23 protein-coding genes and 1 pseudogene are annotated in these 24,913 nt (G+C 64.4%); 7 read left to right on the forward strand and 17 right to left on the reverse strand.

From position 1 onward, the window contains the following. Positions 1–97: 97 nt before the first annotated feature. Complete coding sequence (locus E4S58_RS05055) at positions 98–853, reverse strand: VPLPA-CTERM sorting domain-containing protein (protein ID WP_136635241.1); 756 nt, start codon at positions 851–853, stop codon at positions 98–100. A 634-nt stretch (positions 854–1,487) separates the two neighbouring features. Between E4S58_RS05055 and E4S58_RS18005 the strand changes: the two genes are divergently transcribed. Continuing rightward, positions 1,488–2,096, forward strand: coding sequence for a VPLPA-CTERM sorting domain-containing protein (locus E4S58_RS18005; protein ID WP_240789462.1), 609 nt, complete (start codon positions 1,488–1,490; stop codon positions 2,094–2,096). Between the two features lie 60 nt (positions 2,097–2,156). On the opposite strand, the gene E4S58_RS05065 is transcribed toward E4S58_RS18005, so the two are convergent. Next, positions 2,157–2,576, reverse strand: coding sequence for a hypothetical protein (locus tag E4S58_RS05065; protein WP_136635243.1), 420 nt, complete (start codon positions 2,574–2,576; stop codon positions 2,157–2,159). A 121-nt stretch (positions 2,577–2,697) separates the two neighbouring features. Next, the gene (locus E4S58_RS05070) at positions 2,698–4,197 is read right to left on the reverse strand and encodes a CoA-acylating methylmalonate-semialdehyde dehydrogenase (RefSeq protein WP_136635246.1); all 1,500 of its coding nucleotides are present in this window, start codon (positions 4,195–4,197) and stop codon (positions 2,698–2,700) included. Positions 4,198–4,298: 101 nt separating this feature from the next. On the opposite strand from E4S58_RS05070, the gene E4S58_RS05075 reads away from it, so the two are divergent. The 3 genes from E4S58_RS05075 (at position 4,299) to coaD (ending at position 6,265) form a co-directional block, all read left to right on the forward strand. Then, positions 4,299–5,231, forward strand: a complete 933-nt coding sequence (locus tag E4S58_RS05075; protein WP_136635248.1) for a LysR family transcriptional regulator — start codon at positions 4,299–4,301, stop codon at positions 5,229–5,231. Positions 5,232–5,248: 17 nt separating this feature from the next. Beyond that, the gene (locus E4S58_RS05080) at positions 5,249–5,683 is read left to right on the forward strand and encodes a CBS domain-containing protein (protein ID WP_136635250.1); all 435 of its coding nucleotides are present in this window, start codon (positions 5,249–5,251) and stop codon (positions 5,681–5,683) included. Between the two features lie 87 nt (positions 5,684–5,770). Then, the gene (gene coaD / locus E4S58_RS05085) at positions 5,771–6,265 is read left to right on the forward strand and encodes a pantetheine-phosphate adenylyltransferase (protein ID WP_136635252.1); all 495 of its coding nucleotides are present in this window, start codon (positions 5,771–5,773) and stop codon (positions 6,263–6,265) included. On the opposite strand, the gene E4S58_RS05090 is transcribed toward coaD, so the two are convergent. From E4S58_RS05090 to tkt, 5 genes are all read right to left on the reverse strand, one after another. After that, positions 6,231–7,229 (reverse strand): alpha/beta fold hydrolase, encoded by a 999-nt coding sequence (locus tag E4S58_RS05090; protein ID WP_136635254.1) that lies wholly within the window; start codon positions 7,227–7,229, stop codon positions 6,231–6,233. The genes coaD and E4S58_RS05090 overlap by 35 nt on opposite strands. Positions 7,230–7,256: 27 nt before the next feature. Then, positions 7,257–7,400 carry a hypothetical protein gene (locus E4S58_RS17845; RefSeq protein WP_169052597.1) on the reverse strand — a complete coding sequence of 48 codons (144 nt, stop codon included), beginning with the start codon at positions 7,398–7,400 and terminating at the stop codon, positions 7,257–7,259. 170 nt (positions 7,401–7,570) lie between these two features. Continuing rightward, positions 7,571–8,572 carry a type I glyceraldehyde-3-phosphate dehydrogenase gene (gene gap / locus E4S58_RS05095; protein WP_136635256.1) on the reverse strand — a complete coding sequence of 334 codons (1,002 nt, stop codon included), beginning with the start codon at positions 8,570–8,572 and terminating at the stop codon, positions 7,571–7,573. Between the two features lie 168 nt (positions 8,573–8,740). Then, positions 8,741–9,742: a type I glyceraldehyde-3-phosphate dehydrogenase gene (gene gap / locus E4S58_RS05100; protein WP_136635257.1), complete on the reverse strand. Its 1,002-nt coding sequence runs from the start codon at positions 9,740–9,742 to the stop codon at positions 8,741–8,743. A 336-nt stretch (positions 9,743–10,078) separates the two neighbouring features. Next, positions 10,079–12,094, reverse strand: coding sequence for a transketolase (gene tkt, locus E4S58_RS05105; protein WP_136635258.1), 2,016 nt, complete (start codon positions 12,092–12,094; stop codon positions 10,079–10,081). A 261-nt stretch (positions 12,095–12,355) separates the two neighbouring features. Here tkt and E4S58_RS05110 point away from each other — a divergent pair, with 261 nt between their 5' ends. Continuing rightward, positions 12,356–12,763: a hypothetical protein gene (locus E4S58_RS05110; protein WP_136635259.1), complete on the forward strand. Its 408-nt coding sequence runs from the start codon at positions 12,356–12,358 to the stop codon at positions 12,761–12,763. Further along, positions 12,763–13,176, forward strand: coding sequence for a cell division protein ZapA (locus tag E4S58_RS05115; protein WP_136635260.1), 414 nt, complete (start codon positions 12,763–12,765; stop codon positions 13,174–13,176). The genes E4S58_RS05110 and E4S58_RS05115 overlap by 1 nt, the downstream gene beginning before the upstream one ends. 93 nt (positions 13,177–13,269) lie before the next feature. Here the strand turns inward: E4S58_RS05115 and grxD are convergent, their stop codons facing one another. The 4 genes from grxD to E4S58_RS05135 all read right to left on the reverse strand — a co-directional run bounded on the left by grxD (position 13,270) and on the right by E4S58_RS05135 (position 17,554). Beyond that, the gene (gene grxD, locus E4S58_RS05120; RefSeq protein ID WP_136635261.1) at positions 13,270–13,632 is read right to left on the reverse strand and encodes a Grx4 family monothiol glutaredoxin; all 363 of its coding nucleotides are present in this window, start codon (positions 13,630–13,632) and stop codon (positions 13,270–13,272) included. Positions 13,633–13,755: 123 nt separating this feature from the next. Further along, on the reverse strand, positions 13,756–13,992 hold the full coding sequence (locus tag E4S58_RS05125) for a BolA family protein (protein ID WP_136635262.1): 237 nt from the start codon (positions 13,990–13,992) through the stop codon (positions 13,756–13,758). 80 nt (positions 13,993–14,072) lie between these two features. Continuing rightward, entirely contained in the window at positions 14,073–16,232 is a 2,160-nt protein-coding gene (gene purL, locus E4S58_RS05130) for a phosphoribosylformylglycinamidine synthase subunit PurL (RefSeq protein WP_136635263.1), read from the reverse strand. A gap of 398 nt (positions 16,233–16,630) precedes the next feature. Continuing rightward, entirely contained in the window at positions 16,631–17,554 is a 924-nt protein-coding gene (locus tag E4S58_RS05135; protein WP_136635264.1) for a LysR family transcriptional regulator, read from the reverse strand. A 155-nt stretch (positions 17,555–17,709) separates the two neighbouring features. On the opposite strand from E4S58_RS05135, the gene E4S58_RS05140 reads away from it, so the two are divergent. After that, the gene (locus E4S58_RS05140) at positions 17,710–21,126 is read left to right on the forward strand and encodes an indolepyruvate ferredoxin oxidoreductase family protein (protein ID WP_136635265.1); all 3,417 of its coding nucleotides are present in this window, start codon (positions 17,710–17,712) and stop codon (positions 21,124–21,126) included. A gap of 23 nt (positions 21,127–21,149) precedes the next feature. Here E4S58_RS05140 and E4S58_RS05145 read toward each other — a convergent pair. The 5 genes and pseudogenes from E4S58_RS05145 to murI all read right to left on the reverse strand — a co-directional run bounded on the left by E4S58_RS05145 (position 21,150) and on the right by murI (position 24,882). Next, positions 21,150–21,664: pseudogene (locus E4S58_RS05145) on the reverse strand (holin family protein). Continuing rightward, positions 21,655–22,266: a holin-associated N-acetylmuramidase gene (locus E4S58_RS05150; RefSeq protein ID WP_136635266.1), complete on the reverse strand. Its 612-nt coding sequence runs from the start codon at positions 22,264–22,266 to the stop codon at positions 21,655–21,657. The pseudogene E4S58_RS05145 and the gene E4S58_RS05150 overlap by 10 nt, the downstream one beginning before the upstream one ends. Positions 22,267–22,522: 256 nt before the next feature. Further along, positions 22,523–22,969: a cytochrome c maturation protein CcmE gene (ccmE, locus tag E4S58_RS05155; RefSeq protein ID WP_136635267.1), complete on the reverse strand. Its 447-nt coding sequence runs from the start codon at positions 22,967–22,969 to the stop codon at positions 22,523–22,525. Between the two features lie 7 nt (positions 22,970–22,976). Next, complete coding sequence (gene argC / locus E4S58_RS05160) at positions 22,977–24,005, reverse strand: N-acetyl-gamma-glutamyl-phosphate reductase (RefSeq protein ID WP_136635268.1); 1,029 nt, start codon at positions 24,003–24,005, stop codon at positions 22,977–22,979. A gap of 64 nt (positions 24,006–24,069) precedes the next feature. After that, positions 24,070–24,882, reverse strand: a complete 813-nt coding sequence (murI, locus tag E4S58_RS05165; RefSeq protein WP_136635269.1) for a glutamate racemase — start codon at positions 24,880–24,882, stop codon at positions 24,070–24,072. Positions 24,883–24,913 lie beyond the last annotated feature (31 nt).

Below are 24,913 nucleotides of genomic sequence, written 5' to 3' on the forward strand. Positions count from 1 at the left end.
CTTTCGCCCCGTTTTTCACGAGTATTAGCAGAAGAAGGCGCGATTAGGGCACCCCAGTGGGATGCCCTAAAGTATATGTTTCCGATTTGAGCGGAATTCAGCTGATTTTGTGTTTCTTCCGGCGGATCACACCAAATCCTGCGACACCTGCCAGAAGCAGTGGCAGGGAGGCGGGAAGGGGAACGTCGAAACCAGTACCGCCATCGTCGTTCACAGACAAGCAAGCCGTGGACGCTGTGGAAGTATTGCCTGAGTAGTCGACCCGAATACAGTCGATCAACGCCTGCTTGTTTTTCGGATAACTAAAGGCGATGCTGGTCACACCTTCCCATTTGGACAGGCCCGTGAGGTCGACGAAGTACCCGTTGTTGTGTTTGACGTCACCAACAGGGGCTGCCCCGGTTTCGGCATCGATCAGGTAAGAGTTATTTGCAGAAGTTTTGTCTGCAAAAGTGAGAGATTGGTTCAAGTTGTTGGTGATCGTCACAAAATTGTTGGCACCGGTCAACGAGAAGTAAAATCCAAGGAAATCGAACGCGGCTCCAAACGGACCTGTGACAGTTGACCGGTGCGACAGAGTGTTGGAGGCACCATTGGTCGTCTCCATCATGCAGTAGCCATTTCCGGCTTGAGCAGGACCGCACTTGCTATCGGAAGACACGTTGAAAGTGTTGTCAGAGCCTAGGATCTGGAACAAACCGTTCGGTGACGTGTAAGACGCTGCGATAGACGCATTCGGCAGCTCGTCAAAGTTGATCACGTACTCGGTGGTGACAGCCAACGCCGGTGTCGATACGAGGGCAGCTGTCGCAATCGATGCGACCGCTAGGAACTTCTTACTGAAAAACTTCATCGCAAATCCTCCTTGAAAAGGTCTGGCCACGGGGCTCTCCAATATCGGCACCTCCGGCTCTACGGCTTGCGAAGCACGTATACGGACACCTTTCTGCCATATTTTGAAGGTCAATGGAATTGGAATGTGTTGGCGGTTCTCTTAAAACCTATGAAATGCACCAATGTTTTACCCCGGTCAGCTAACCCTTTGAAAGGGTTCATTGTCAAAGCGTGGTTAAGGTGGGATTAAAAGGTCGTCATTCGCCCCTGGGTTGTGTTTTGCAGCCGGATCCCTGCCACGTGGCACGCCGCTTCAAGAAATCGATCCCGTCAGGGCCAAGTTTTCAAGGGATGACGCAGCGAATCACAGCGGCAACTCGGGGGCAGGGTGGGACCTGTCATCGGCCCGCAAAACCTGCCCATCCGCCGCCTCCTGGCCGCCCTGCGCCGCACCCGATCCTGACCGGGCGCGGAATGTTTTCCGGCATTTGGATCAATTGCAATGCGCGGGTTTGGACGAATGCCGACGTGCCGTCGCGTGACGGCCTCAAATGCCTCTGGTGGCCCGATTGGGACAGGCGTATGATGCAGTCAACCATGGCCGGGGCCCGCATTTCGGGGTGAGTCCGTCCCATGGCTTTCTGGAGATACTCATGACGTTCAAGACCCTCTGCGCGGCGGCAGCCCTTGCCGTTGCTTCTTTTGTCCCGGGTGCTCAGGCTGCGACGGTTGATTTCACCGGCGGATCCGGCTCTGCGCCCTCTTACACCTACGCCGACGGTCTTCTGACCGTGTCGTCCGTCGGGTTTTTCACTGGTGTTACCAAGAACAGCCTCGGCATCGGCCTGACCCATTGGTTCGACAGCACCCGCGAACTTGATAACCTGGAAACGCTGGCCTTCAGCTTTACCGAGAAAGTCAAACTCGTCAGCCTCAGCTTCTCGGCCTTCGATCCGGCGCCGCTGAACAGCTTCAAGGGCGACGACTATGTGATGACGATCTTCACCGCCGGTCCGACCCTGACCTTCGACTTCGCCGAAGCGAACCCCTTCGATTTCGGTGGGGTGGAGTCCAAGCTTTTCACGGTCACCGCAGGTCTCAAGGACGCGTTCTACATTTCGTCCCTGACCTACGAAAAGATCCTGACCCCGCCCGACAACGGCACCGGCACGCCTGCCGTGCCGCTGCCAGCTGCCGGTGTGCTGCTGATCGGCGCGCTTGGTGGTCTGGGCGCCCTGCGGCGCAAGCGCAAGGCGGCCTGACAGGGCGCAATCAAAGACAAAGGCGGGGCATCAACCCCGCCTTTTTCATGCCACCGGCGATCACACCCGGTTCATCGGCAGGTCCGCAAAACTGCGCTGCGGCACGCCCAGCATCTCCAGCGCCTCACCCTCGTCGGTGGCCATCCGCCCGACGATGCTGCTAAGCCCGTCCCAGGATTTCAGGATCATGCGCGCCATCGACTGGCTGATCCGCGTCGGCGCATAGTAGATCAGATAGCTCGGACTGGCCCCCATGGACAGCGTGTCGACCTTGCCGGCCTGCAGCTTCATCAGCTCGGGGTAGTTGCGGTCGTATTCGACGACCCCGGCCAGATCGACCAGGTGCTTGAGGTGCGGCGAAAACTGCGGATCCTGCGCGAACCGCGCAAAGGTTTCGATCGTGTCGTGAAATTCGGCCACGCCCCAATACCGCACGTAGACGATCCCGATTTCGGGAATGATCTCGTAACTGACTGCCATATAAAGTCGGCCCCCAATGCATAACGAAACGGGGCCGAATTGGGCCCCGTTCCAGAATGTGCATAATTGACCAAGTGGTTCAATTACCCCACTTTTTGACACACCGTTTCGCGATCAGAGGTTAATCCATCGGCTTGAAGTGGAACTCGCCGCCCTCTTTCAGGCCCGAGGGCCAGCGCGCCGTCACGGTCTTGGTGCGGGTGTAGAACTTGAACGCGTCCGGTCCGTGCTGGTTCAGGTCGCCGAAGGCCGACTTCTTCCAGCCACCAAAGGTGTGATAGGCCAGCGGCACCGGGATTGGCACGTTGATGCCCACCATGCCGATGTTGATCCGGCTGGCGAAATCGCGCGCCGTGTCTCCGTCGCGGGTGAAGATCGCGGTGCCGTTGCCGTATTCGTGGTCCATCGCGTAGGACAGCGCCTCTTCATAGGTCTTGGCGCGGACGGTCGACAGGACGGGGCCGAAGATCTCGGTCTTGTAGATGTCCATGTCGGTGGTCACGTGATCGAAGAGATGCGCCCCGACAAAGAACCCGTCTTCATAGCCCTGCAGGCTGAAGTTGCGCCCGTCGACCACCAGCTTCGCGCCCTGATCGACACCGGTTTCCACCAGCCGCAGGATGTTCTCCTTCGCCGCCTTGGTCACCACGGGGCCATAATCCACGTCGTCGCCGGCGGTATAGGGCCCGACCTTCAGCTTTTCGACCCGCGGGATCAGCTTTTCGATCAGCCGGTCGGCGGTTTCATCGCCCACGGGCACCGCGACCGAGATTGCCATGCAGCGTTCGCCCGCCGCGCCATAGCCCGCACCAACCAGCGCGTCCGCCGCCTGATCCATATCCGCGTCGGGCATGATGATCATGTGGTTCTTGGCGCCGCCAAAGCACTGCACGCGCTTGCCCGCCGCACAGCCGCGCGAATAGATGTATTCCGCGATCGGGGTCGACCCGACGAAGCCCACGGACTGGATGACCTCGTTATCCAGGATCGCGTCCACCGACTCCTTGTCGCCGTTGACGACCTGGATGATGCCCTTGGGCAGCCCGGCCTCTTCCAGCAGCTCCGCCAGCATCAGCGGAACCGAGGGATCACGCTCCGACGGCTTGAGGATGAACGCGTTGCCGCAGGCAATCGCGGGCGCGAACATCCACATCGGGATCATGGCGGGGAAGTTGAAGGGCGTGATGCCTGCGGTGACGCCAAGCGCCTGACGCATCGAATAGATGTCGATACCCGGGCCGGCGGCATCGGTGTATTCGCCCTTCAGCATCTGCGGTGCGCCGATGCAGTATTCCACGACCTCGAGGCCACGCTGCACGTCGCCCTTGGCATCCGGGAAGGTCTTGCCGTGCTCGCGGCTCAGCGCCTCGGCCAGCTTGTCCATGTCGCGGTTCAGAAGGCCCACGAAGGCCATCAGCACGCGCGCCCGGCGCTGCGGGTTCACGGCGGCCCAGGCGGGCTGCGCGGCGGCGGCGATTTCGACCGCGCGGTCCAACTCGTCCTTGGATGCCAGCGGCACCTTGGCCTGCACTTCGCCAGTGGCGGGGTACATGACATCCGCAAAGCGGCCCGAGGTGCCCTTGACGTGGGCGCCGTCGATGTAATGGGTCAGTTCCTGCATGGGGTCCTCCATCTTTCGCGCGAAGGATAGGGTTGCGCGAATGCCCGGGAAAGGGGAAATAGGGCAAAGAGGTTTTGCGGAAATGCAAAGGTGGGCGCGATATGAACTGGGATGATCTGCGAATTTTCCTCGGTGTCGCGCGGGATGAAAGCCTCTCGGCGGCCGGGCGCCGGTTGCGCATCGACCCGGCCACCGTCAGTCGGCGCATCGCCCGGCTGGAAGAGCAGATCGGCACGGTCCTTTTCGCCAAGTCCCCGCAGGGATACGCGCTGACCGACGCGGGCCAGCGGCTTCTGGATCACGCGCAGCGCGCCGAACAGGCGGTCATGGCGGCCGGAGAGGAGATCGCCGGTCAGGCCGCCGGGGGCCTTTCGGGTCAGATCCGCATCGGCGCGCCCGATGGTGTGGCGAACTTCCTTCTGCCGCAGGTCTGTGCCCGCATCCATGCCGACAACCCCGATCTCGAGATCCAGATCGTCGCCCTGCCACGGCTGTTCAACCTGTCCCGCCGCGAGGCCGACATGGCCGTCACCGTCTCGGCCCCCACGGCCGGGCGGCTGCTGGTTCAGAAGATCGCCGACTATCACCTGCACCTGGCCGCGACCCGGGATTACCTGGCAAGCCATTCCCCCATCCGGGACCTGCGCGATCTGAAGGATCACCCGATGGTCGGCTATATCCCCGACATGATCTTCGACAAGGAACTCGACTACCTTGGCGATCTGGGGGCGGGGCGGCTGGCCTATGCGTCGAATTCGGTGCTGGTGCAGTTCAACTGGCTGCGCATGGGGGCAGGGGTCGGCATCGTGCATGACTTCGCGCTGCCCTCGGCGCCCGAGATCGTGCGGATCCTGCGCGACAGCTTTTCCCTGACCCGCAGCTTCCACCTTGTGCGCCACCAGGACGACGCGCGGCTGGACAGGATGAACCGGGTCGCCGCCCTTCTGACCGATGGAATCCGGCGGGAAGTCACGCATCTTGAAGGCGAACTTGACAAAATGTCGCAGGCAGCGGACCCTGAACTGTACACATAGCCAACGGAGGAATGGCAATGATCGTACAGCAGATCCTCAAGTCCAAGGGCGGCGGCACGGTGATCACGGTCTCACCCGAGACGACCATCACCGAGGTCACGAAGATCCTCGCCGAAAAGCGCATCGGCGGCGTGATCGTGTCCAAGCCCGGCGATACGGCGGATGGCATCCTGTCGGAACGCGACATCGTGCGCGCCCTGTCGCATCGCGGCGCGGGGATCCTGTCGGACACGGCCGAAACCCTGATGACGCGTAACCCGGTCTGCTGTGAACGCGCCGACACCGCCGACGAGGTCCTGCGCCGCATGACCGACGGCCGCTTCCGCCACATGCCCGTGGTCGAGGACGGCAAGCTGGTCGGCATCGTCACCATCGGCGACGTGGTCAAGGCACGGCTCAGCCAGCTGTCGATGGAACGCGACGCGCTTGAAGGGATGATCGCCGGTCATTGACCATCCGGTAAGAAATAAAGCCGGGGCCTTGCATTCCCCGGCGCAATAATGTTGCGTGCGCAGAAACCGCGATGACGAGAGGACGCCATGCGCATTGGTCTTTACCCCGGCACCTTTGATCCCATCACCCTTGGCCATGTCGATGTGATCCGTCGCGCGGCCACCCTGGTGGATCGGCTCGTCATCGGCGTGGCGATCAACCGCGACAAGGGCCCGCTCTTCGATCTGGAAGAACGCGTGGCCATGATCGAAGAGGAATGCGCAAAGCTCTCGGACCAGACCGGGACCGAGATCATCGCCCATCCCTTCGAGAACCTGCTGATCCACTGCGCCCGCGATGTCGGTGCCAATGTGATCGTGCGCGGCCTGCGCGCGGTGGCGGATTTCGAATACGAATATCAGATGGTCGGGATGAACCGGTCGCTCGACAGTTCGGTCGAGACGGTGTTCCTGATGGCCGATGCCAAGCACCAGGCGATCGCGTCGAAGCTGGTCAAGGAAATCTGCCGCCTCGACGGCGACGTGGCCAAGTTCGTGACCCCTGCGGTCAACGATAAACTTCGGGCGAAGCTCGGGAAATGAACTTGCGGTCCTTCATCGCCTCATAGGCGTTGCGGATGAAGGCGCCGCTGTCCTCTGTGCGGGTCAGCGGCAGCATGTGCCCCCCCTCGATCAGCTTGAGCCCGATCTGCGGATAGCGTCGGACCAGCAGCTCTCCGTGGTGTTCGGGGTTGAGCAGGCGGTCGTCCTTGCCGAACAGCACCCGCACCGGCACGGCCAGCCGCGAATAATCGCGCGTCATGCCCGCCAGGTCTTCCTCGGACGCCTGGAAATCGCGGCTGGCGTTGTAGAACGCGCCGGGGCGCAGGGCCAGCAGGCCACCGCCCTGAACGGCGAACTCGGGCGGAATGTCGTCCGGGCCGAAGATTTCCTCGCGCACGGGTTCGGGGTGGCGGACCATGTGCGGTACCGCCGTCGTCCAGGCCAGGATCCTGCGATAAAGATCCGACCCGATGCGATAGTCGTCCAGCACCGGCGCGGTGTCCTTGGGCGGCAGCGACAGCGGCGCCAGCAGCGCAAGGCCGCGCACCAGTTCGGGCTTTTCCAGCGCCAGCGCCAGCCCGATGGCCCCGCCAAGCGAATGACCGACCACCAGCGGGTTGTCGATTTCCAGCTTCTCGATCACCTCGGCCACCTGCCGCGCCTGCGCGCGCACGTTGGCCGGTGCATCCGACGGGCGTTCGGAATAGCCCGATCCGGGCCGGTCGATCGCCACCACGCGGAAATCCCGCGCCAGATCGTCGATCAGCCCGCAGTCGAAATGGCCCAGGTTACCGCCCAGGCCGTGGATCATCAGGATCGCCGGCCCCGTCCCGCAGTCCAGGTAATGCAGCCGCCCGGTCGAAATGGTCGTGAACGCCCCGCGCGGCGGCACCAGCTTTTCCGAACGGCGTTTCTGCCGCCAGGAATAGCCGACGTAGCCAAGGATCATCAGGGCATAGAGCGCGACAAGCAGCGCAATGATATTGGGAAGAAATTCAATCATGTTTGCGGTCAGTAAGGTCCAGGTACACTAGCGCCAAAAGGCCACCCATTCCAACAATTCGGCGAACTTTCGGGCCAGAAACAGGCTGTTTGACCATTCGAACCCCTGCCAGTCGAAAATCACGAGCCCGATGATGATCACCGCCAGCACGATGGCGATCCTGTTGGTCATGCCCGTTTCCTCGCTGCGCCGTCCTGAGCCTATGCCCGAGCGGGGGGCGCGGATCAAGTGGGCAGGGCCTATCCGACAGAATAGATCTCCGGGGCGCAGTGTCCCGGACTAACATTTCGATTTCGCAAAAATGTGCCGACCCGTGGAAAAATCCTGCCGATCGGCAGGGCTCAGATCAACCGGCCGACGGCCGCTGCCGTGTCCGCCATGCGGTTCGAAAAGCCCCATTCGTTGTCGTACCAGGCCAGCACCCGCACCATCCGGCCGTCCATCACCCGCGTCTGGTCCAGCGCGACCGTGGCCGAAGCCGGGGCATGGTTCAGGTCGATCGACACCAGCGGCGCCGTGGTCACGTCCAGGATGCCCTTCAGCGCGCCCCTCGCCGCGGCTTCGAAGGCTGCGTTGATTTCCTCGGCCGTGGTGTCGCGGCCCGCGTCGAAGGTCAGATCCACGCAGGAGACATTGGGCGTGGGCACCCGGATCGCCACGCCGTCCAGCTTGCCCGCCAGTTCGGGCAGCACTAGCCCCACGGCCCGGGCCGCCCCGGTCGAGGTCGGGATCATCGACATCGCCGCCGCCCGCGCGCGGTACAGATCCTTGTGCCCGGTATCCAGCGTCGGCTGGTCGCCGGTGTAGGAATGCACGGTGGTCATGAACCCCCGGTCGATCCCCACGAGGTCATTCAGCACCTTGGCCACCGGGGCCAGGCAGTTGGTGGTGCAGGAGGCATTCGACACAACGTGATGCTCGCCCCGCAGCGTGCCGTCATTGACCCCCATCACGATGGTCGCATCCGCGCCCGCCCCGGGGGCCGAGATCAGGACCCGCGCCGATCCGTTCGACAGATGCTGCGCGGCCTTCTCGCGCGCGGTGAAAAGCCCGGTGCATTCCAGCGCCACGTCCACGTCCGACCAGGGCAGGGCGGCGGGATCGCGTTCGGCCGTCACGCGGATGCGCCCCCGGCCGATGTCGATCCAGTCCTCGCCCTCGGTCACCTCGTGGCCGAAACGGCCGTGCACGCTGTCATGGCGCAGCAGATGCGCGTTGGTCGCGACGGGGTAGAGATCGTTGATCGCCACGACCTCCACGTCGCTGCGGCCGCTTTCGGCGATGGCGCGCAGCACGTTGCGGCCGATCCGGCCAAATCCGTTGATGCCCAGTCTGATGGTCATGATGCGCCTCCCCCTGAAGTCGATCCCGGGTGGAATCTGTTATCGCTAACATATCAAGAAAACAGGCGGTTTCCAGAGCCCCGCCAGTCAATTTCGCAACCCGGTGTCCCACAACGGAAAAACGGGCCCGAAGGCCCGTTTTCGCGAATTCAGGATGGGGGGTGGTCGTTAGACCAGGCGGCCCATTGCGGCGGCGACATCGGCCATCCGCGCCGAAAAGCCCCATTCGTTGTCGTACCAGGCCAGCACGCGGACCAGGCGCTTGCCGATCACCTTGGTCTGGTCGGGCGCGAAGATCGACGACTGTTCGGTGTGGCAGAAATCGACCGACACCTTGGGCTCGGGGTCATAGGCCATGACCGCGCCCATGTGACCTGCGACGGCGTCGCGCACGACCTCGTTCACGTCCGCCTCGGTCACGTCCTTTTCCGCCACGAAGGTCAGGTCCACGGCCGAGACGTTCGGCGTCGGCACGCGGATCGCGGACCCGTCCAGCTTGCCCTTCATCTCGGGCAGCACTTCACCCAGGGCCTTGGCGGCGCCGGTCGAGGTCGGGATCATCGACATCGCGGCGGCGCGGGCGCGGTACAGATCGCCATGGCGACGGTCCAGCGTCGGCTGGTCGCCGGTGTAGGAATGGATCGTGGTCATGATGCCCGAGTCAATGCCGATCGCATCGTTCAGCACCTTGGCCAGCGGGGCCAGGCAATTGGTGGTGCACGACCCGTTGGAAATCATCGTGTCCTCGGCCACCAGGTCGCGGTGGTTCACGCCGTAGACGATGGTTTTCTGCACGTTCTTCGCCGGGGCCGAGATCAGGACCTTCTTTGCGCCGCGCTCCAGATGCACCTTGGCCTTTTCGCCATCGTTGAAGTTGCCGGTGCATTCCAGCACGACGTCACAGCCCGACCAGTCCAGTTCGGACGGATCATAGGTCGAGAACATCTCCATCGGGCCACGGCCGATGTCCATGGTGTTGCCTGCAACCTTCACCTCGTTGCGGAAGCGGCCGTGCACGCTGTCATAGCGCAGCAGGTGGGCCGAGGTCTCCAGCGGGCCGGTGGCGTTCACCTTGACGACCTGGACGTCATTGCGCGCGCTTTCGGCGATATGGGCGAGGGTGCAGCGGCCGATCCGGCCAAAACCATTGATCCCGACGGTGACGGTCATGAGTGCAGCTCCTGTGTGATTTAGGCCGGTGCATACCCGGAAGTTGGGCATTCCTTAAGGGCTAAATCACAGTTTCGCCAATGTGTTAGCGTTAACTTTGTCGTGGTGGCGCTAACCCGGGGAACGGTTTTCCGCTAACAGGCGACAGTGTCGCGCGATGCGGGACGATTGGCCGGTCTGTCGGGGGAATCGGTTAGCGCAAACCCGGTGGCTGCGGTCGCAGGGGGCGCTGCCCCCGCCGCCTGCGGCGTCTCCCCCGGAGTATTTCGGGGAAGGTGAAGGGGCAGGGCCCGGACTCAAAGGGGCGGGGCCAGTGCGGCCCCGCCCGGTGGCGCGTCAGAGCAGCGCCTTGGCCTTGTCGGCGACATTCTGCGCCGTGATGCCGAAGTGTTCGTAAAGCGTTTCCGCCGGGGCCGAGGCGCCGAAGGAGGACATGCCGACGAAATCGGCCTTGGCCTCGCGGCCCCGCTCGCCCAGCAGCCAGCGGTCCCAGCCCATGCGCGTCGCGGCCTCGACCCCGACCCGGACGGGGCCTGCGGGCAGCACGCGCTTGCGGTAGGCTTCGTCCTGCGCGGCAAACAGCTCCATGCAGGGCATGGACACGACGCGGGTGCCGATCTCCTCGGCTTCGAGCAGCTTCTTGGCTTCCATCGCGATGGCGACCTCGGAGCCGGTGGCGATCAGGATCACGCGGCGCTTGCCTGTCGCCTCGGCCAGGACATAGGCGCCCTGTTCGGTCAGGTTCTTCTGCTTGTGATCGACGCGCACGGTCGGGACGTTCTGGCGCGTCAGCGACAGGACCGAGGGCGTGCCCGACTGCGTCAGCGCGATTTCCCAGGCCTCGGCGGTCTCCACCACGTCGGCGGGGCGGAAGACCAGCGTGTTGGGCGTGGCGCGCGAAATCGCCAGGTGTTCGACCGGCTGGTGGGTCGGGCCGTCTTCGCCCAGACCGATGGAGTCATGCGTCATCACGTAGACCACCGGCTGCTTCATCAGGGCCGACAGGCGCATCGCCGGACGGGCGTAGTCGGTGAAGCACATGAAGGTGCCCGAATAGGGGCGGATGCCGCCATGCAGGGCCATGCCGTTCATCGCCGCCGACATGCCGTGTTCGCGGATGCCCCAATGCACGAAACGACCTTCGCGGTTGTCGACATCGAAGATGCCCAGGTCACCGGTCTTGGTGTTGTTCGATCCGGTCAGGTCGGCCGATCCGCCGACGGTTTCCGGCAGCACCGGGTTCACGACCTCTAGCACCATTTCGGATGCCTTGCGGGTGGCGACCTTGTGCTGCGCTTCCGAGGCCTGTTTCTTCAGCGCGCGGATGACCGAGCCGAGCTTCTTCGGGGCCTCGCCCGACATGGTGCGTTCGAATTCGGCCTTCTTGCGGTCCGAGACCTCGTTCAGGCGGCCTTCCCAGGCGAACCGTTCCTCGGTGGCACGGCGGCCGATGTCTTCCCAGGCGGATTTCACGTCGGCGGGCACTTCGAACGGGCCGGTGGTCCAGCCATAGGCGGCCTTGGCGGCGGCCATCTGGTCCTTGTCGGTCAGCGCGCCGTGGCCCTTCGAGGTATCCTGCGCCGCGTGGCCAAGCGCGATATGTGTCTTGCAGGCGATCATCTGCGGCCGCTTGCCCTTCTTGGCCTGGGTGATGGCGGCGTCGATCGCGACCGGGTCATGGCCGTCGATCTCCTGCACGTCCCAGCCGGACGCCTGGAAGCGCGCGACCTGATCGGTGCGGTCGGCCAGGTCGACCGTGCCGTCGATGGTGATGTTGTTGTTGTCCCAGAAGACGATGAGCTTGCTGAGTTCATGACGTCCGGCCAGCGAAATCGCCTCCTGGCTGACGCCCTCCATCAGGCAGCCGTCGCCGGCGATGACATAGGTGTGGTGATCCACCAGCTTCTTGCCGAAGCGCGCGCGCAGCATTTCCTCGGCCATGGCGAAACCCACGGCGTTCGAGATGCCCTGACCAAGCGGGCCTGTCGTCGTCTCGATCCCCTGGGCCAGGAAGTTCTCGGGATGGCCCGCGGTCTTCGCGCCCAGCTGGCGGAAGTTCTTGACCTCCTCCAGCGGGAAGTCCTCATAGCCCGTCAGGTGCAGCAGCGAATACAGCAGCATGGAGCCGTGGCCTGCCGACAGGATGAACCGGTCGCGGTCGGGCCACGCAGGCGCGGAGGCGTCGAATTTCAGGTGCTTTTCGTAAAGCACGGTCGCCACATCGGCCATCCCCATGGGCATGCCGGAATGTCCGGAATTCGCGGCGGCGACGGCATCCAGCGTCAGGGCGCGGATGGCGGTGGCCTTGGACCAGTGATCGGGATGGGCGGAACGAAGGGCGGCGATATCCACGGGCGGCAGCTCCTGATATGACGTGGCAGCAGTGCGGGCTGAATAGCAGCCGCGCCGCCAGTTGCAAGCTGCGCATTGGGATGGCGGCTGGACCTCGCGGCCCCCGGATGCCATTTTATCCCGTGGTTACAGGTAGATTTGGGCAATCCTTCATGTTTTGGATAGACTTGGGCAATATCGGCTGCGCGGATTGATTCGCGGGGTGGGTGGAACAAGGTCCGGAACGGACGGTATGGGACGATTGAAGGGGCGGCATCCGGAATGAGTGAAATCGACGAGCTTCAGCGACGGATCGGGGCGGCCCTGGATCGGATCGGTCAGGGTGTGGCGGGCATCTCTGCCGCAGCACCTGCACCGCAAGCCCCGGATAACACGGAAAAAGACGTGGCAGAGGCCCTCGCGGCCCGCGATCGTCTGCAGACCCAGCTGGCCGACATGGAACGTGACATGGCCCGCCTGCGCCAGTCCAACGACCAGCTGCGCGAGGTCAACGAGGCCCTGCGCGCCGCCAACGAGGCGCAGGTCGGCGACTCGCAACTGATCAACAGCGCGCTCTCGGCCGAGGTCGAAGCCCTTCGCGCCGCCCATGCCGCCAGCCAGACCGAGGTGCGCGCGATCCTCGACGCCCTCACGCCGCTTGTCGGCGACAGCGAGACGGAGGAGGCCTGATGCCCGAACTGGAGATCCTGATCGGCGGACGCGCCTTCGAAGTGGCCTGCCAGGAAGGCGAAGAGCACTATCTTCAGGCCGCCGCCGAGATGCTGAACGTCGAGGCCCAGACCCTTGTGTCCCAGACCGGCCGCATCCCCGAAGCGCGGATGCTGTTGATGTCGGGCCTGATGCTGGCCGACCGCACCGCCGGGGTCGAAGACCGCCTGAAGATCCTAGAGGACGAGGCCGAGGGCTACCGGATGGAGATCGAGCGCCTGAAGACCGCGCTGAAGCGGGCCGAGACGATGGCGTCGGAGCCCGAGAAGGTCGAAGTGCCGATGATCCCCGCAGGCCTGTCGGACAGGCTGAGCGCGCTCGCCACCCGGGCCGAGGCGCTGGCGGACGAGGTCGAGGCGAAAGCCAAGGGCTGAGGGCCATCGGCGGGCCGACGGGCGGCTATCAGCCAGCGCACACGAAAAAGGCCGGGTAACCCCGGCCTTTCGCATCCTGAACCGATCGGATGATCAGGCGTTGGCCGCCCGGATCTTTTCCGCCGCGTCCTTGTCGTAGGTGACGCCGTTGGTCTCGAACAGGGTGTCCAGCTCGCCCGACAGGGTCATTTCGGTGATGATGTCGCAGCCGCCGACGAATTCGCCCTTCACGTAAAGCTGCGGGATGGTCGGCCAGTCGGAGTAGTCCTTGATGCCCTGGCGGATCGCATCGTCGGCCAGCACGTTCACGTCAGCGAAGTCGACGCCCATGTAGTTCAGCACACCGGCCACGCGGGACGAAAATCCGCACTGCGGCATGGACTTGGTGCCCTTCATGAACAGGACCACGTCGTTGGACTTGACGGTTTCGTCGATCTGGGTGTGTGCGTCGGTCATTCTCAACTCCGATGATAGATGCGGCGTCTTTGGCGTCGCGTGACCCGCCAGTACCGGGGGCCGTGTTTCAGGAAACCTGCGATATCAGGGCAGAGGTGCCAGATATCGAACAGGTCCGACATGTCATTCCGGGGCGCGGGTCGTCAGCGCCAGGGCGTGAAGCTCTCCGGCGGGGCCGTCCATCTTGCCCTTCAGGGCGGCATAGACGGCGCGCTGTTGCTGCACCCGGTTCTTGCCGCGAAAGCTTTCGTCGACCACGGTCGCGGCGAAATGCTGGCCGTCGTCGCCCTGGACGTCGATTTTCGCGTCCGGGAAGCTTTCACGGATAAGGTCTTCGATATCCTGGGCCTGGATGGGCATGATCCGCCTTGTGATTGATGGGTCTGTCAAAGATGTAATCCCCGGCCATCTGTCTTGCAAGACGGCCGGGAGGGGCGATTTCAGGCGAAAGCCTCACCAAAGGTGCCGCGGTAGAGCGCCGACAGTTCTGCCAGCGGCGCGCTGCTGCCGCCCATGCTGACGTGATCGCCGGTGAACTTGCCGACGGTCGTGACCGACACGCCCGCCTGGCCGGCGGCCACCATCAGCGCCTCGGCGGCGTCGAAGTTGCAGGCCACCAGGTAGCGGCCCTGGTCTTCGCCGAACAGGTGACCCTGATCGCTGTCGTCGAGCACGACCCCCACGCCCGAGGCTTCGGCCATCTCGAAGGCCGCCAGCGCAAGGCCGCCATCGCTCAGATCGGTGCAGGCGCGGATGGTGTCGCGGTTGGCCAGGATGAACTCGCCCGCCGCGCGCTCGGCTGCCAGGTCCACATGCGGCGCGTCGCCTTCGACACGGCCAAAGACCTCGGCCAGCAGGGCCGACTGGCCCAGATGCCCCTTGGTCTCGCCCACCAGCAGCGCGACGTGTCCGTCCCGCGCCAGCCCGGTGATCGCGTGATCGACATGGTCGATCAGCCCCACGGCGCCGATGGTCGGGGTCGGCAGGATCGCCTGGCCGTCGGTTTCATTGTAAAGCGACACGTTGCCCGACACGATCGGCATGTCGAGCGCGGTGCAGGCCTGCCCGATGCCTTTGATCGCGCCGACGAACTGGCCCATGATCTCGGGCTTTTCGGGGTTGCCGAAGTTCAGGTTGTCGGTCGAGGCCAGCGGCCGCGCGCCCGAAGCGACAAGGTTCCGGAACGCCTCGGCCACCGCCTGTTTGCCGCCCTCGACCGGGTTCGCCTTGACGTAGCGCGGGGTGACGTCGGACGTGAAGGCCAGCGCCTTGTCCGTCCCGTGCACCCGGATGATGCCCGCGCCAAAGCCCGGGATGCGCATCGTGTCGGCCATCACCTGGCTGTCGTATTGCTCATAGACCCACTGCCGCGAGGCATAGTTCACCGACCCGATCAGCGCCTTCAGACCGTCGATCGGATCGACCGCCGGGATGTCGCCCAGGGGCGCGGCGGCTGGCGTCGGCACGTGCGGCCGGTCGTACTCCGGTGCCATCGACGACAGTTTCGACAGCGGCAGGTCGGCCCAGACCTTGCCCTTGTGTTCGATCAGGAAGCGGTCTTCGGGGATGGTTTCGCCCACGATGGCGAAGTCGAGGTCCCACTTGTCGAAGACGGCCTTCGCCTCGGCTTCCTTGGACGGATCCAGCACCATGAGCATCCGCTCCTGGCTTTCCGACAGCATCATCTCGTAGGCGGTCATGCCCTCTTCGCGGCAGGGGACGCGGTCAAGCTCAAGCTTGATGCCGAGGCCGCCCTTGTCGCCCATCTCCACCGCCGAACAGGTCAGACCGGCGGCCCCCATGTCCTGGATCGAGATCACGGCACCGGTGCGCATCAGCTCCATGCAGGCTTCCATCAGCCGCTTTTCGGTGAACGGATCGCCCACCTGCACCGTGGGGCGCTTTTCCTCGATGGTGTCGTCAAACTCGGCGCTGGCCATGGTCGCGCCGCCGACGCCATCGCGGCCCGTCTTGGCACCCAGGTAGACGACCGGCATGCCGACGCCCGAAGCGGCAGAGTAGAAAATCTTGTCCGCATCGGCCAGACCGGCGGCAAAGGCATTGACCAGGCAGTTGCCGTTATAGGCCGGATCGAACCGCACCTCGCCGCCCACGGTCGGCACGCCGAAGCAGTTGCCGTAGCCGCCCACGCCTTCGACCACGCCATGCACCAGCTGCCGGGTCTTGGGATGCGCGACTTCGCCGAAGGACAGCGAATTCATCGCCGCCACCGGACGCGCGCCCATGGTAAAGACATCGCGCAGGATGCCGCCCACGCCGGTCGCCGCGCCCTGGTAGGGTTCGATGTAGGACGGGTGGTTATGGCTTTCCATCTTGAAAACCACGGCCTGGTTGTCGCCGATATCGACCACGCCCGCGTTTTCGCCCGGCCCGCAGATGACCTGCGGCCCGGTGGTGGGCAGGGTCTTGAGGTGGATCTTCGACGACTTGTAGGAACAGTGTTCGTTCCACATGGCCGAAAAGATGCCCAGTTCAGTGAACGTCGGCTCCCGGTTCAGGATCTTGAGGATCTCGGCATATTCATCGGGCTTGATCCCGTGGCTCGCGATCAGCTCTTCTGTGATGGCCGGTTCCTGCATGTCGTCCCCCGTCTGGCGCCTGGTCGAAGATGGCCTCCTTTACGACAGGTCGCCCATGGGGGGAAGGGGCGCGAAGGGGGAATGACGTGCCCGAGGCCCGACCTACCGCCCGTTGCAGGGGGCGGAATGAGTATTTCTGGCAAGATGAAGCCCGCCCGGGGCGTGATTCGACACGCTGCGGTGCAGAGAAGTTTTCGCCGCGACTACAAGCGGAAAGAAAAAAGGCCGGACATAAAGTCCGGCCAAGTCCAACAGGGAGGTATGAAGATGATGAAGCGTTAAGCAGCATCACCGTCACGAGTGCACATATGCGTCGTGTCAGAGTCGATCAAGTTGCAAAATGACGCAGGTGCAGCATGGCCGATATGCGATTTGTGCAAGCCTTGATGGTGCGGACCTCAGCTGCGCTGGCCAACCTCGTCGGGGCGCGTTTCCTTCAGCCGCTTGCGGTGTGCGATGATCTCTTCCTGCACGAAGTCGCGGAAAGCCGCGATCCGCTTGGAATGCCGCAGCTCTTCTGGGAAGGCGAGGAACACGGGCACTTCCTGGCTTTCGACATCCGGCAGCACGCGTTCGAGGGTCGGGAAATCCTCGACCAGGTAGTCCGGCAGCACGCCGATCCCCAGCCCGTTGATCACCGCCTGCAACACGCCGAAATAGCTGTTCACGGTCAGCAGCGACGCGACATCATGGCTGAGCAGTTCGTTGACCAGCCCGGCGCCCGCCGCGACCTGCGCCGCCGCGGGGCTTTGGCAGATCAGCCGGTGTGCGCCGATGTCCTCCATCGTCTCGAGCCGCCCGCGCCGATCCAGGTACTCGGGGCTGGCGTACATGCGCATCCGCACCGACATCAGCCGCTTGCGGATCAGGTCGGCCTGGCTGGGTTCCTTCATGCGGATCGCCACGTCGGCTTCGCGCATGGGCAGGTCCAGCACGCGTTCTTCCAGCATCAGGTCGATCTTCAGGTCCGGGTACTTCTCGTAGAACTTCGGCAGGCGCGGCGCGAGCCAGAGCGACCCGAAGCCGGTTGTCGTGGTCACGCGCAGCTCTCCGAAGACCTCTTCCTCGCTGTCGCGGATCCGCGCGGTCGCGGTATCAAGCCGCTTGGCCATGGCGCGGGTGGCGTCGAACAGCAGCTCGCCCTGCTCGGTGAGAATCAGGCCCCGCGCGTGGCGGTGGAACAGGGTGGCATTCAGCGATTCTTCCAGCGCCCGCACCTGGCGGGACACCGCCGATTGCGACAGGTGCAGCGTATCGCCGGCATGCGTCAGGCTGCCCGCGTCCGCCACCGCGTGAAAGATTCTGAGTTTATCCCAATCCATGATGCTAACTTTCCGCCCTCAAACCTGCGATACGGGTAATCATCCGTCACATAGACCGTCATCCCCTTCACGTTAAGGGGAATTCCGGCAAAAACCAAAATCAGTCATATATTCTGACCCTTTTCTCGGTTAATATCGAGGCAGGGAGAACACACATGACCAAGCCAGAGATTACGCTCAACGACCGTTTCGATCTTGAGAAAAGCCCGGTCCTGCTCAACGGGACGCAGGCCCTTGTCCGTCTGATGCTGATGCAGAAGGCGCGCGACAGGGCGGCGGGGCTGAACACCGCCGGATATGTCACGGGCTATCGCGGATCGCCTCTGGGCGCCGTCGACATGCAGATGACCCGCGCCGCCAAGCAGCTGGCCGCCGCGGACATCAAGTTTCACGAGGGGTTGAACGAAGACCTGGCCGCCACCGCGCTCTGGGGATCGCAGCAGGCCGAGCTGCGGGGCGAAGGGCGCTTCGACGGGGTCTTTGGCCTGTGGTACGGCAAGGGGCCGGGGGTCGACCGGTCGGGCGACGCGATGAAACACGCCAACATGGCGGGCACGTCGCCCCATGGCGGCGTGCTGATGGCCATGGGGGACGACCATACGGGCGAATCCTCGACCGTGCTGCACCAGTCCGAATGGGCGCTGGTCGATGCCTACATGCCCGTGGTCTCTCCGGCCGGGGTGCAGGAGATTTTGGACCTTGGCGTCTATGGCTGGGCGCTGTCGCGCTATGCGGGCGTCTGGGTGGGGCTGAAGACCATGAAGGACACGGTCGAGGCGACGAGCGTTGTGGACGGCCGCCCCGATCGCATGTCGCTGGTCACGCCCACGGATTTCCCGATGCCCGAGGGCGGGCTGAACATCCGCCTTGTCGATACGCCGACCGAACAGGAAACCCGGATGATCGACCACAAGCGGTTCGCGGCCGAGGCGTTTTCGCGCGCCAACCGGCTGGACCGTCGGCACTGGGGCAAGCCCGGTGCCAAGATCGGCTTTGTCGCGGCGGGCAAGAACTGGCTCGACCTGCAGCACGCGCTGGCCCTGCTGGGCATCGATGAGGGCGAGGCCGAACGGCTGGGCATCACCACCTACAAGGTCGCGCAGGTCTTCCCGCTGGACATGCTGAGCTTTCACGACTGGGCCGAGGGGCTGGACCTGATCGTCGTGGTCGAGGAAAAGCGCAAGCTGATCGAGGTCCAGATCAAGGAGGCACTGTTCGACGACAACCGCTACCGCGTCTGGGGCTGGTACAAGGGCGGCGCCGGCGGCCTGCACCGCGAGGAACTGTTCCCGACCCGCGGCGCGCTGGATCCCATCTGGATCGCGCAGAAGCTGGGCGGCATCCTGATCGACGAAGGCCGCGACACCGATCGCATCCGCGCGGGCCTGAGCGCGCTGGATGAGGCCAAGCGCAACGACAACGCGCCCGAGATCGCGGCGCGTCTGCCGTATTTCTGTTCCGGCTGCCCGCACAACTCCTCGACCAAGGTGCCCGAGGGATCGCGCGCCTATGCCGGGATTGGCTGCCACTACATGGTGCAGTGGATGGACCGCTCGACCCAGGGCTTTACCCACATGGGGGCCGAGGGCGCGAACTGGATCGGCGAGGCGCCGTTTTCCAGCACCGGGCACGTCTTCCAGAACCTTGGTGACGGCACCTACAACCATTCGGGGGTGCAGGCGATCCGGGCCGCGCTCGCCTCGGATGCGAACATCACCTACAAGATCCTCTTCAACGACGCCGTCGCCATGACCGGTGGCCAGAAGAACGAAGGCGGTCTGACCCCCGACCGGATCGCGCACGAGCTGACCGCCATGGGCGTGCGCCGGCTGAGCGTGGTCTACGATGAAAAGGAAGAACCCCGGCGCGAGGATTTCCCCAAGTCCGTCGGCTGGCACGAACGGGCCGAGCTTGAGAGCGTCCAGAAGGAGATGGCCAAGGTCCAGGGGGTGAGCGTCATCCTTTATGTGCAGACCTGCGCCGCCGAAAAGCGCCGTCGTCGCAAGCGCGGGCAGTTCCCCGATCCCGACAAGCGGGTCTTCATCAATTCGGATGTCTGCGAAGGCTGCGGCGATTGTGGCGTTCAGTCGAACTGCGTCTCGATCGTCCCGAAGGAAACCGAACTGGGCCGCAAGCGCCAGATCGACCAGTCGTCCTGCAACAAGGACTTCAGCTGTCTCAAGGGCTTCTGCCCATCCTTCGTTACGCTGGAAGGCGCGAAGGTCAAGAAGGCGACCGGGCAGGGCATCGACCTGCCGGACCTTCCCGCCCCGGTGCTGCCCGCGATCCAGGGCACCCATAACGTGGTGATCACCGGCGTTGGCGGCACCGGCGTCGTCACCGTCGGTGCGCTGCTGGCGCAGGCCGCGCAGCTGGACGGCAAGGGCGCGGGCATGATGGAGATGGCTGGCCTCGCCCAGAAGGGCGGCGCGGTGCATATCCATGTCCGACTGGCGGAAAAGCCCGAAGATATCAGTGCGATCCGCGTCGCTACCGGCGAGGCGCACGCCCTGATCGGCGGCGATCTGGTGGTCAGCGCCGGCGCCAAGACCCTGGGCCTGACGCGCCAGGGACAGACCGGAGCGGTGGTGAACTCTCACCAGATCATCACCGGGGATTTCACCCGCAACACCGAATTCCAGATCCCCTTCGACCGGCTTGAAATGCAGCTTGAGGCGCGGCTGGGCGACCGGGTGGCGCTGTTCGACGCGTCCGAGCTGGCGCGGGTGGTGATGGGGGATTCCATCTTCTCGAACATGATGGTGCTGGGGGCGGCCTGGCAGAACGGGCTGCTGCCCCTGACTTTGGACGCGATAGAAGGGGCGATCCGGTTGAACGGCGCGGCGGTCGACAAGAACCTGCACGCCTTCGCCATCGGTCGCTGGGCCGCGCTGCACCCCGAAGAGGCCGCAAAGCGCGCGACCACGACCGTGGTGCAGAAGCCCTTGTCCTTGCAGGAAAAGATCGACTTCCGGGCCGATCACCTGCGCGCCCACACCGGGCGCGGGCTGGCCAAGAAGTACCGCAAGATGGTCGAGGGGATCAGCGACGATACCCTGAAGCTGGGCGTGGCGCAGGGCTATCACAAGCTGCTGGCCTACAAGGATGAATACGAGGTCGCGCGGCTTCTTCTGGACACCGAGAAGAAGGCCAAGGCCGAATTCGACGGCGATTTCCGCATGACCTATCACCTTGCTGCGCCCGTCGTGGCCGGGAAAGAGGAGAACGGTCGCCCCGGCAAGCGCCAGTTCGGGCCGTGGATGAAGACGCCGCTGTCAGTTCTCGCCCGGCTGAAGGTGCTGCGCGGCACGCCGTTCGATCCCTTCGGCCGGTCCGAGGAACGCCGGATGGAGCGCGCCCTGATCAAGCAGTACGAGGCCGACATGGCCGAGGTGCTGCCCAAGGTCACGCCCGCCACCCGTGACATCGCCGTGGCCATCGCCGAATTGCCCCTGAAGATCAGGGGCTTCGGCCCGGTCAAGGCGGCCAACGAGGCCAAGACCGCCAAGGAACGCGAGGCGCTGCTGGCCAGCTTCCGCGCCGGTGGCGGGATGGCCAAGGCCGCAGAATAAACGATCTGTACCGCCGCATGACCTCATGCGGTGGTGCCTGCGCGCCAGTCGTCCAGCGCGGCGTTCGGCGCGCCATCGTCCTGCGGGACGGGCGTGGAGGCTGTGGTGACCGGGGGCGTCGAACGTGACAGGGTTTCGGCGATTTCGCGTTGAAATTGCTGGCCTTTCAGCTGATGGCGCGCGCCGAAATAAAAGCTCACCACGGCGCCCATCAACCACCACAAAGCCTCGGGCACCAGGGCCAGGCCCTGCATCCGTTCGCCGAACCACGCCGGGTCCGTCATAGCGGATATGAACAGACCGATCGTTCCGAATGCCAGCATTGGGCGGGGCAGGCGGTTCAGCCCGTCGATCATCACGTCGAACCCCGACCGTGTGGCGCGGAATTCGGCGGCATGCTGGGCCAGCGCGGCCGAGAGCCGGTCGCATCGCGCTGACCGGCATTTTCCGCATTCTCGCGAAAGACTTCTGCCGTTTCGCGCAGCACGTTTCGATGGCCGCCGAAGACGGTGTTGAGCAGGGTCGAGATCAGTCCCATGAGGCGGTCCTTTTGCGGAACTCTTGTTCTGTGAGGTGGTAGCGGGGGGCGATGAAGGCCTCGGCCCGGGTGATCCAGCCTCCTTTGCCACCCGCGCGGGTGCGGGCGAATTTGCGGCTGGCCGGGCGGCGGTCGGCGAGGGCGAAATAGTAGTTCCGGCGCGCGATCCCGTAGGCATCGGTCAGATGATCGGGCGCGCGGCGGGCGGCATCCTGAGCGGCGGCCACGGTCTGCGGTCCGATCACGCCGTCGGTGGTCAGCCGTGCGCCCATGCGGTTCAACAGGCCTTGAAGGATCTTGACCGCGTTGGCGCCTGCGTTGACCTGCATGTCAAAGACGCTGTCCCAAAGCATCTCAGGCAGTTGGTCGATGCCCGGCGCGTGGAAGTACCGGTCGACAAAGATCTGCGCGGCGCGGTCGCGGGTCAGTGCCCGCACGTCCTGAGCCGTGATCTGGCCATCGCCGGTCAGGTCCAGCCCAAGCTGGCGCATCGTGCCGATGGTCACGCCGAAATTGGTGGCGCCACCCGGATCATCGGGATCGTCCACATAGCCGCCCTCGCGGGCGACGATGGCCTGCGCCATCTGTCGGATCTTCTGCATCACTGCCTCGCGTTTTGTTATGCGCGAGAGGATGCCGGGGGATGGTTAACGAAGTCTTGGACCACCGCGCGGCGGTCGGGACGACGGGGCAACGCCTGTCCGCCGGGTGGGCGATCCACGGGTGAGGGCTTCGATTTATGGCACCTTCACATCGAAGAACTGAACCTGCGCTGGCGTCAAAACATCGCCCGCCCGAGGGGGCGGACGGGCGATGGCCCGGCGGCGCTGCGCGCCTTGTTCCGGGCCAGAGGCGACCTCAGTTGGTCTCGGGCTCCTGGTAGACGCCCTGTTCCTTCAAGGCGTCCACGACCTCTTTCGGCATGTAGCTTTCGTCGTGTTTCGCAAGGATCTCAGTCGCTTCGAAGGTGCCGTCCACGTAGCGCCCGGTGCCGATCATGCCCTGGTTCTCGGCAAAGAGGTCGGGCAGGATGCCGGTGAAGGTGACGGGGATCGAGGCATTGCCGTCGGTCACCGAAAAGCGCACCGTTTCACCCTGGCCGCGGGCCAGCGTGCCGCCTTCGACCAGCCCGCCCAGGCGGAAGGTTTCGTTCGGCGCAGGCGGTTCGGTGGCGACCTGCGTGGGCGACCGGAAGAAGTTGATGCCGTCGCGCATGGCATAGCCGACCAGCGCGGTGGCCGTGACCAAAGCCACGACCGCCAGCAGGATGATCTGGATACGGCGCTGTTTTTTCAGACCTTTCATGCAGCCCTCACGGGAAGAGGGGGGCCATCATCAGCCCCTGGGTTTCCGGCAGGCCCAGCATCAGGTTGGCGTTCTGAAGCGCCTGGCCCGACGACCCCTTGCACAGGTTGTCGAGCGCGGTGACCACGATGGCGCGGCCCGCGATGCGGTCGCCGGTCACGCCGATATGGACAAAGTTCGACCCGCGCACGTCGTGGGTCGAGGGCGTCTGGCCAAAGGGCAGCACCTGCACGAAGGGTTCGTCCGCATAGGCCGCGACCAGCGCGTCGTAGACCGCCTGCGGCTCGCCCGAGACGTAGCCCGTGGACAGGATCCCGCGATTCACCGGCAGCAGGTGCGGGGTGAACTGGATCTGCACCGGACGCCCGGCAAGCTTCGAGAATTCCTGGTCAAATTCGCCCTGGTGCCGGTGCGTGCCGCCGACCGCATAGGCGTTGTAGCCCTCGGAGAGTTCGGCATGCAGCAGGTTTTCCTTGAGCGACCGGCCCGCGCCCGACACGGCGCATTTCATGTCGAGGATGATGTCATCGAGCCCGATCACCCCGGCGGAGATCAGCGGCCGCAGGGTGAACTGCCCGGTCGCCGCATTGCAGCCCGTGCCCGCCACCAGCCGGGCGCCCGCGATCTCGTCACGGTAGAACTCGGTCAGGCCATAGACGGCCTCTTTCTGCATCTCGACGGCGGCGTGATCGTTGCCGTACCACTTCTTGTAGGCCTCGGGGTCGCGCAGCCGGAAGTCGGCGGACAGGTCGACGATCTTCATGTCGGCGGGCAGCTGGGAAATCACCTCCTGGCTGGTCTTGTGCGGCAGGGCGCAGAAGCACAGGTCGATGCCGGAGAAGTCGATCTGTTCCCAGGTCACCAGTTCCGGCAGGTCGAGGTGGCGCAGGAAGGGGAAGACATCCGACATCTTCTGGCCCGCCTTGGAATTGGCGGCGAGGGCGGCGATCTCCATCCCCGGGTGGGAGGAGATGAGCCGGATGAGTTCCGCACCGGTGTAGCCGGATGCGCCGATGATTGCGATTTTCTTGGTCATGATGGCCCTCTTGGGGTCGGACGCCTTGGCGTCGAGATAGGTACGGGGCGCAGGATGCGCCAGATCAGGCAGAGACGAAGGTGATCTTTCGTCGCAGGAACTGCGTGGCCGCGTTCGACACCTTGGCCGGGTTGCCGGTGGTCAGGAACATCGACTCGCGGCCCGAGCCGATGAATTCGGGCTTGCGCGACAGGTAGTCCGCCAGGCTGTCCGCGACCAGGTTGGCCTGGGAATAGACCGCGACGTCGGGGCCAAGCGCGTCCTGGAAGATCTCTTGCATCAGGGGATAGTGGGTGCAGCCCAGGATGGCGGCCTCGGGGGTGGGCATCTTGCGCTTGAGCGCGTCGACATGGGACCGCACCAGCGCTTCGGCCAGGATCATGTCGCCGTCCTCGATCGCGTCGACGACGCCGCCGCAGGCCTGCGCCTCGACATCGACGCCGATGGCGCGGAAGGCCAGTTCACGCTGGAAGGCGCGGCTGGCCACGGTCGCCGGTGTGGCGAAGAGCGCGACGTGTTTCACCGCAACCTCGCGCGGGGGGGAATTGTCGCCCCACTGGCGTTCGGTCAGCGCCTCGATCAGCGGCACGAAGACACCCAGCACCCGCTTGTCGCGCGGCACCCAGCCTTCCTGCATGCGCCGCAGCGCGGCCGCCGAGGCGGTGTTGCAGGCGATGATCGCCAGGTCGCAGCCCGCGTCGAACATGCGCGTCACGGCGGCGGTCGTCAGGTCGTAGATATCGTCCGCGTCGCGCACGCCATAGGGCGCATGCGCGTTGTCCCCGAAGTAGACGAAGGGCACCTCGGGCAGGCGCTTGACCACCGCGTCCAGCACCGTGAGCCCGCCAAGGCCGCTGTCGAAAACACCTACTGCCATCACACTATCCCGTTTTGCGCCAAGCCTCTGG

Origin of the sequence: Pseudooceanicola onchidii (genome assembly GCF_004959925.1) — a bacterium.
In the GTDB taxonomy this organism is placed as follows: Bacteria; Pseudomonadota; Alphaproteobacteria; order Rhodobacterales; family Rhodobacteraceae; genus Pseudooceanicola; species Pseudooceanicola onchidii.

Excerpts from the sequence above, each read along its gene's own strand:
- E4S58_RS05075 (WP_136635248.1), top strand. The coding sequence starts at position 4,299 with ATGAACTGGGATGATCTGCGAATTTTCCTCGGTGTCGCGCGGGATGAA.
- E4S58_RS05055 (WP_136635241.1), bottom strand. The coding sequence starts at position 853 with ATGAAGTTTTTCAGTAAGAAGTTCCTAGCGGTCGCATCGATTGCGACA.
- argC (WP_136635268.1), bottom strand. The coding sequence starts at position 24,005 with ATGACCAAGAAAATCGCAATCATCGGCGCATCCGGCTACACCGGTGCG.
- E4S58_RS05150 (WP_136635266.1), bottom strand. The coding sequence starts at position 22,266 with ATGCAGAAGATCCGACAGATGGCGCAGGCCATCGTCGCCCGCGAGGGC.
- murI (WP_136635269.1), bottom strand. The coding sequence starts at position 24,882 with ATGGCAGTAGGTGTTTTCGACAGCGGCCTTGGCGGGCTCACGGTGCTG.
- gap (WP_136635256.1), bottom strand. The coding sequence starts at position 8,572 with ATGACCATCAGACTGGGCATCAACGGATTTGGCCGGATCGGCCGCAAC.
- E4S58_RS05090 (WP_136635254.1), bottom strand. The coding sequence starts at position 7,229 with ATGATTGAATTTCTTCCCAATATCATTGCGCTGCTTGTCGCGCTCTAT.
- purL (WP_136635263.1), bottom strand. The coding sequence starts at position 16,232 with ATGCAGGAACCGGCCATCACAGAAGAGCTGATCGCGAGCCACGGGATC.
- grxD (WP_136635261.1), bottom strand. The coding sequence starts at position 13,632 with ATGACCGACGCACACACCCAGATCGACGAAACCGTCAAGTCCAACGAC.
- E4S58_RS05125 (WP_136635262.1), bottom strand. The coding sequence starts at position 13,992 with ATGCCCATCCAGGCCCAGGATATCGAAGACCTTATCCGTGAAAGCTTC.
- E4S58_RS17845 (WP_169052597.1), bottom strand. The coding sequence starts at position 7,400 with ATGACCAACAGGATCGCCATCGTGCTGGCGGTGATCATCATCGGGCTC.
- E4S58_RS05110 (WP_136635259.1), top strand. The coding sequence starts at position 12,356 with ATGAGTGAAATCGACGAGCTTCAGCGACGGATCGGGGCGGCCCTGGAT.
- E4S58_RS05135 (WP_136635264.1), bottom strand. The coding sequence starts at position 17,554 with ATGGATTGGGATAAACTCAGAATCTTTCACGCGGTGGCGGACGCGGGC.
- E4S58_RS05080 (WP_136635250.1), top strand. The coding sequence starts at position 5,249 with ATGATCGTACAGCAGATCCTCAAGTCCAAGGGCGGCGGCACGGTGATC.
- ccmE (WP_136635267.1), bottom strand. The coding sequence starts at position 22,969 with ATGAAAGGTCTGAAAAAACAGCGCCGTATCCAGATCATCCTGCTGGCG.
- E4S58_RS05065 (WP_136635243.1), bottom strand. The coding sequence starts at position 2,576 with ATGGCAGTCAGTTACGAGATCATTCCCGAAATCGGGATCGTCTACGTG.
- E4S58_RS05140 (WP_136635265.1), top strand. The coding sequence starts at position 17,710 with ATGACCAAGCCAGAGATTACGCTCAACGACCGTTTCGATCTTGAGAAA.
- E4S58_RS18005 (WP_240789462.1), top strand. The coding sequence starts at position 1,488 with ATGACGTTCAAGACCCTCTGCGCGGCGGCAGCCCTTGCCGTTGCTTCT.
- gap (WP_136635257.1), bottom strand. The coding sequence starts at position 9,742 with ATGACCGTCACCGTCGGGATCAATGGTTTTGGCCGGATCGGCCGCTGC.
- E4S58_RS05070 (WP_136635246.1), bottom strand. The coding sequence starts at position 4,197 with ATGCAGGAACTGACCCATTACATCGACGGCGCCCACGTCAAGGGCACC.
- E4S58_RS05115 (WP_136635260.1), top strand. The coding sequence starts at position 12,763 with ATGCCCGAACTGGAGATCCTGATCGGCGGACGCGCCTTCGAAGTGGCC.
- coaD (WP_136635252.1), top strand. The coding sequence starts at position 5,771 with ATGCGCATTGGTCTTTACCCCGGCACCTTTGATCCCATCACCCTTGGC.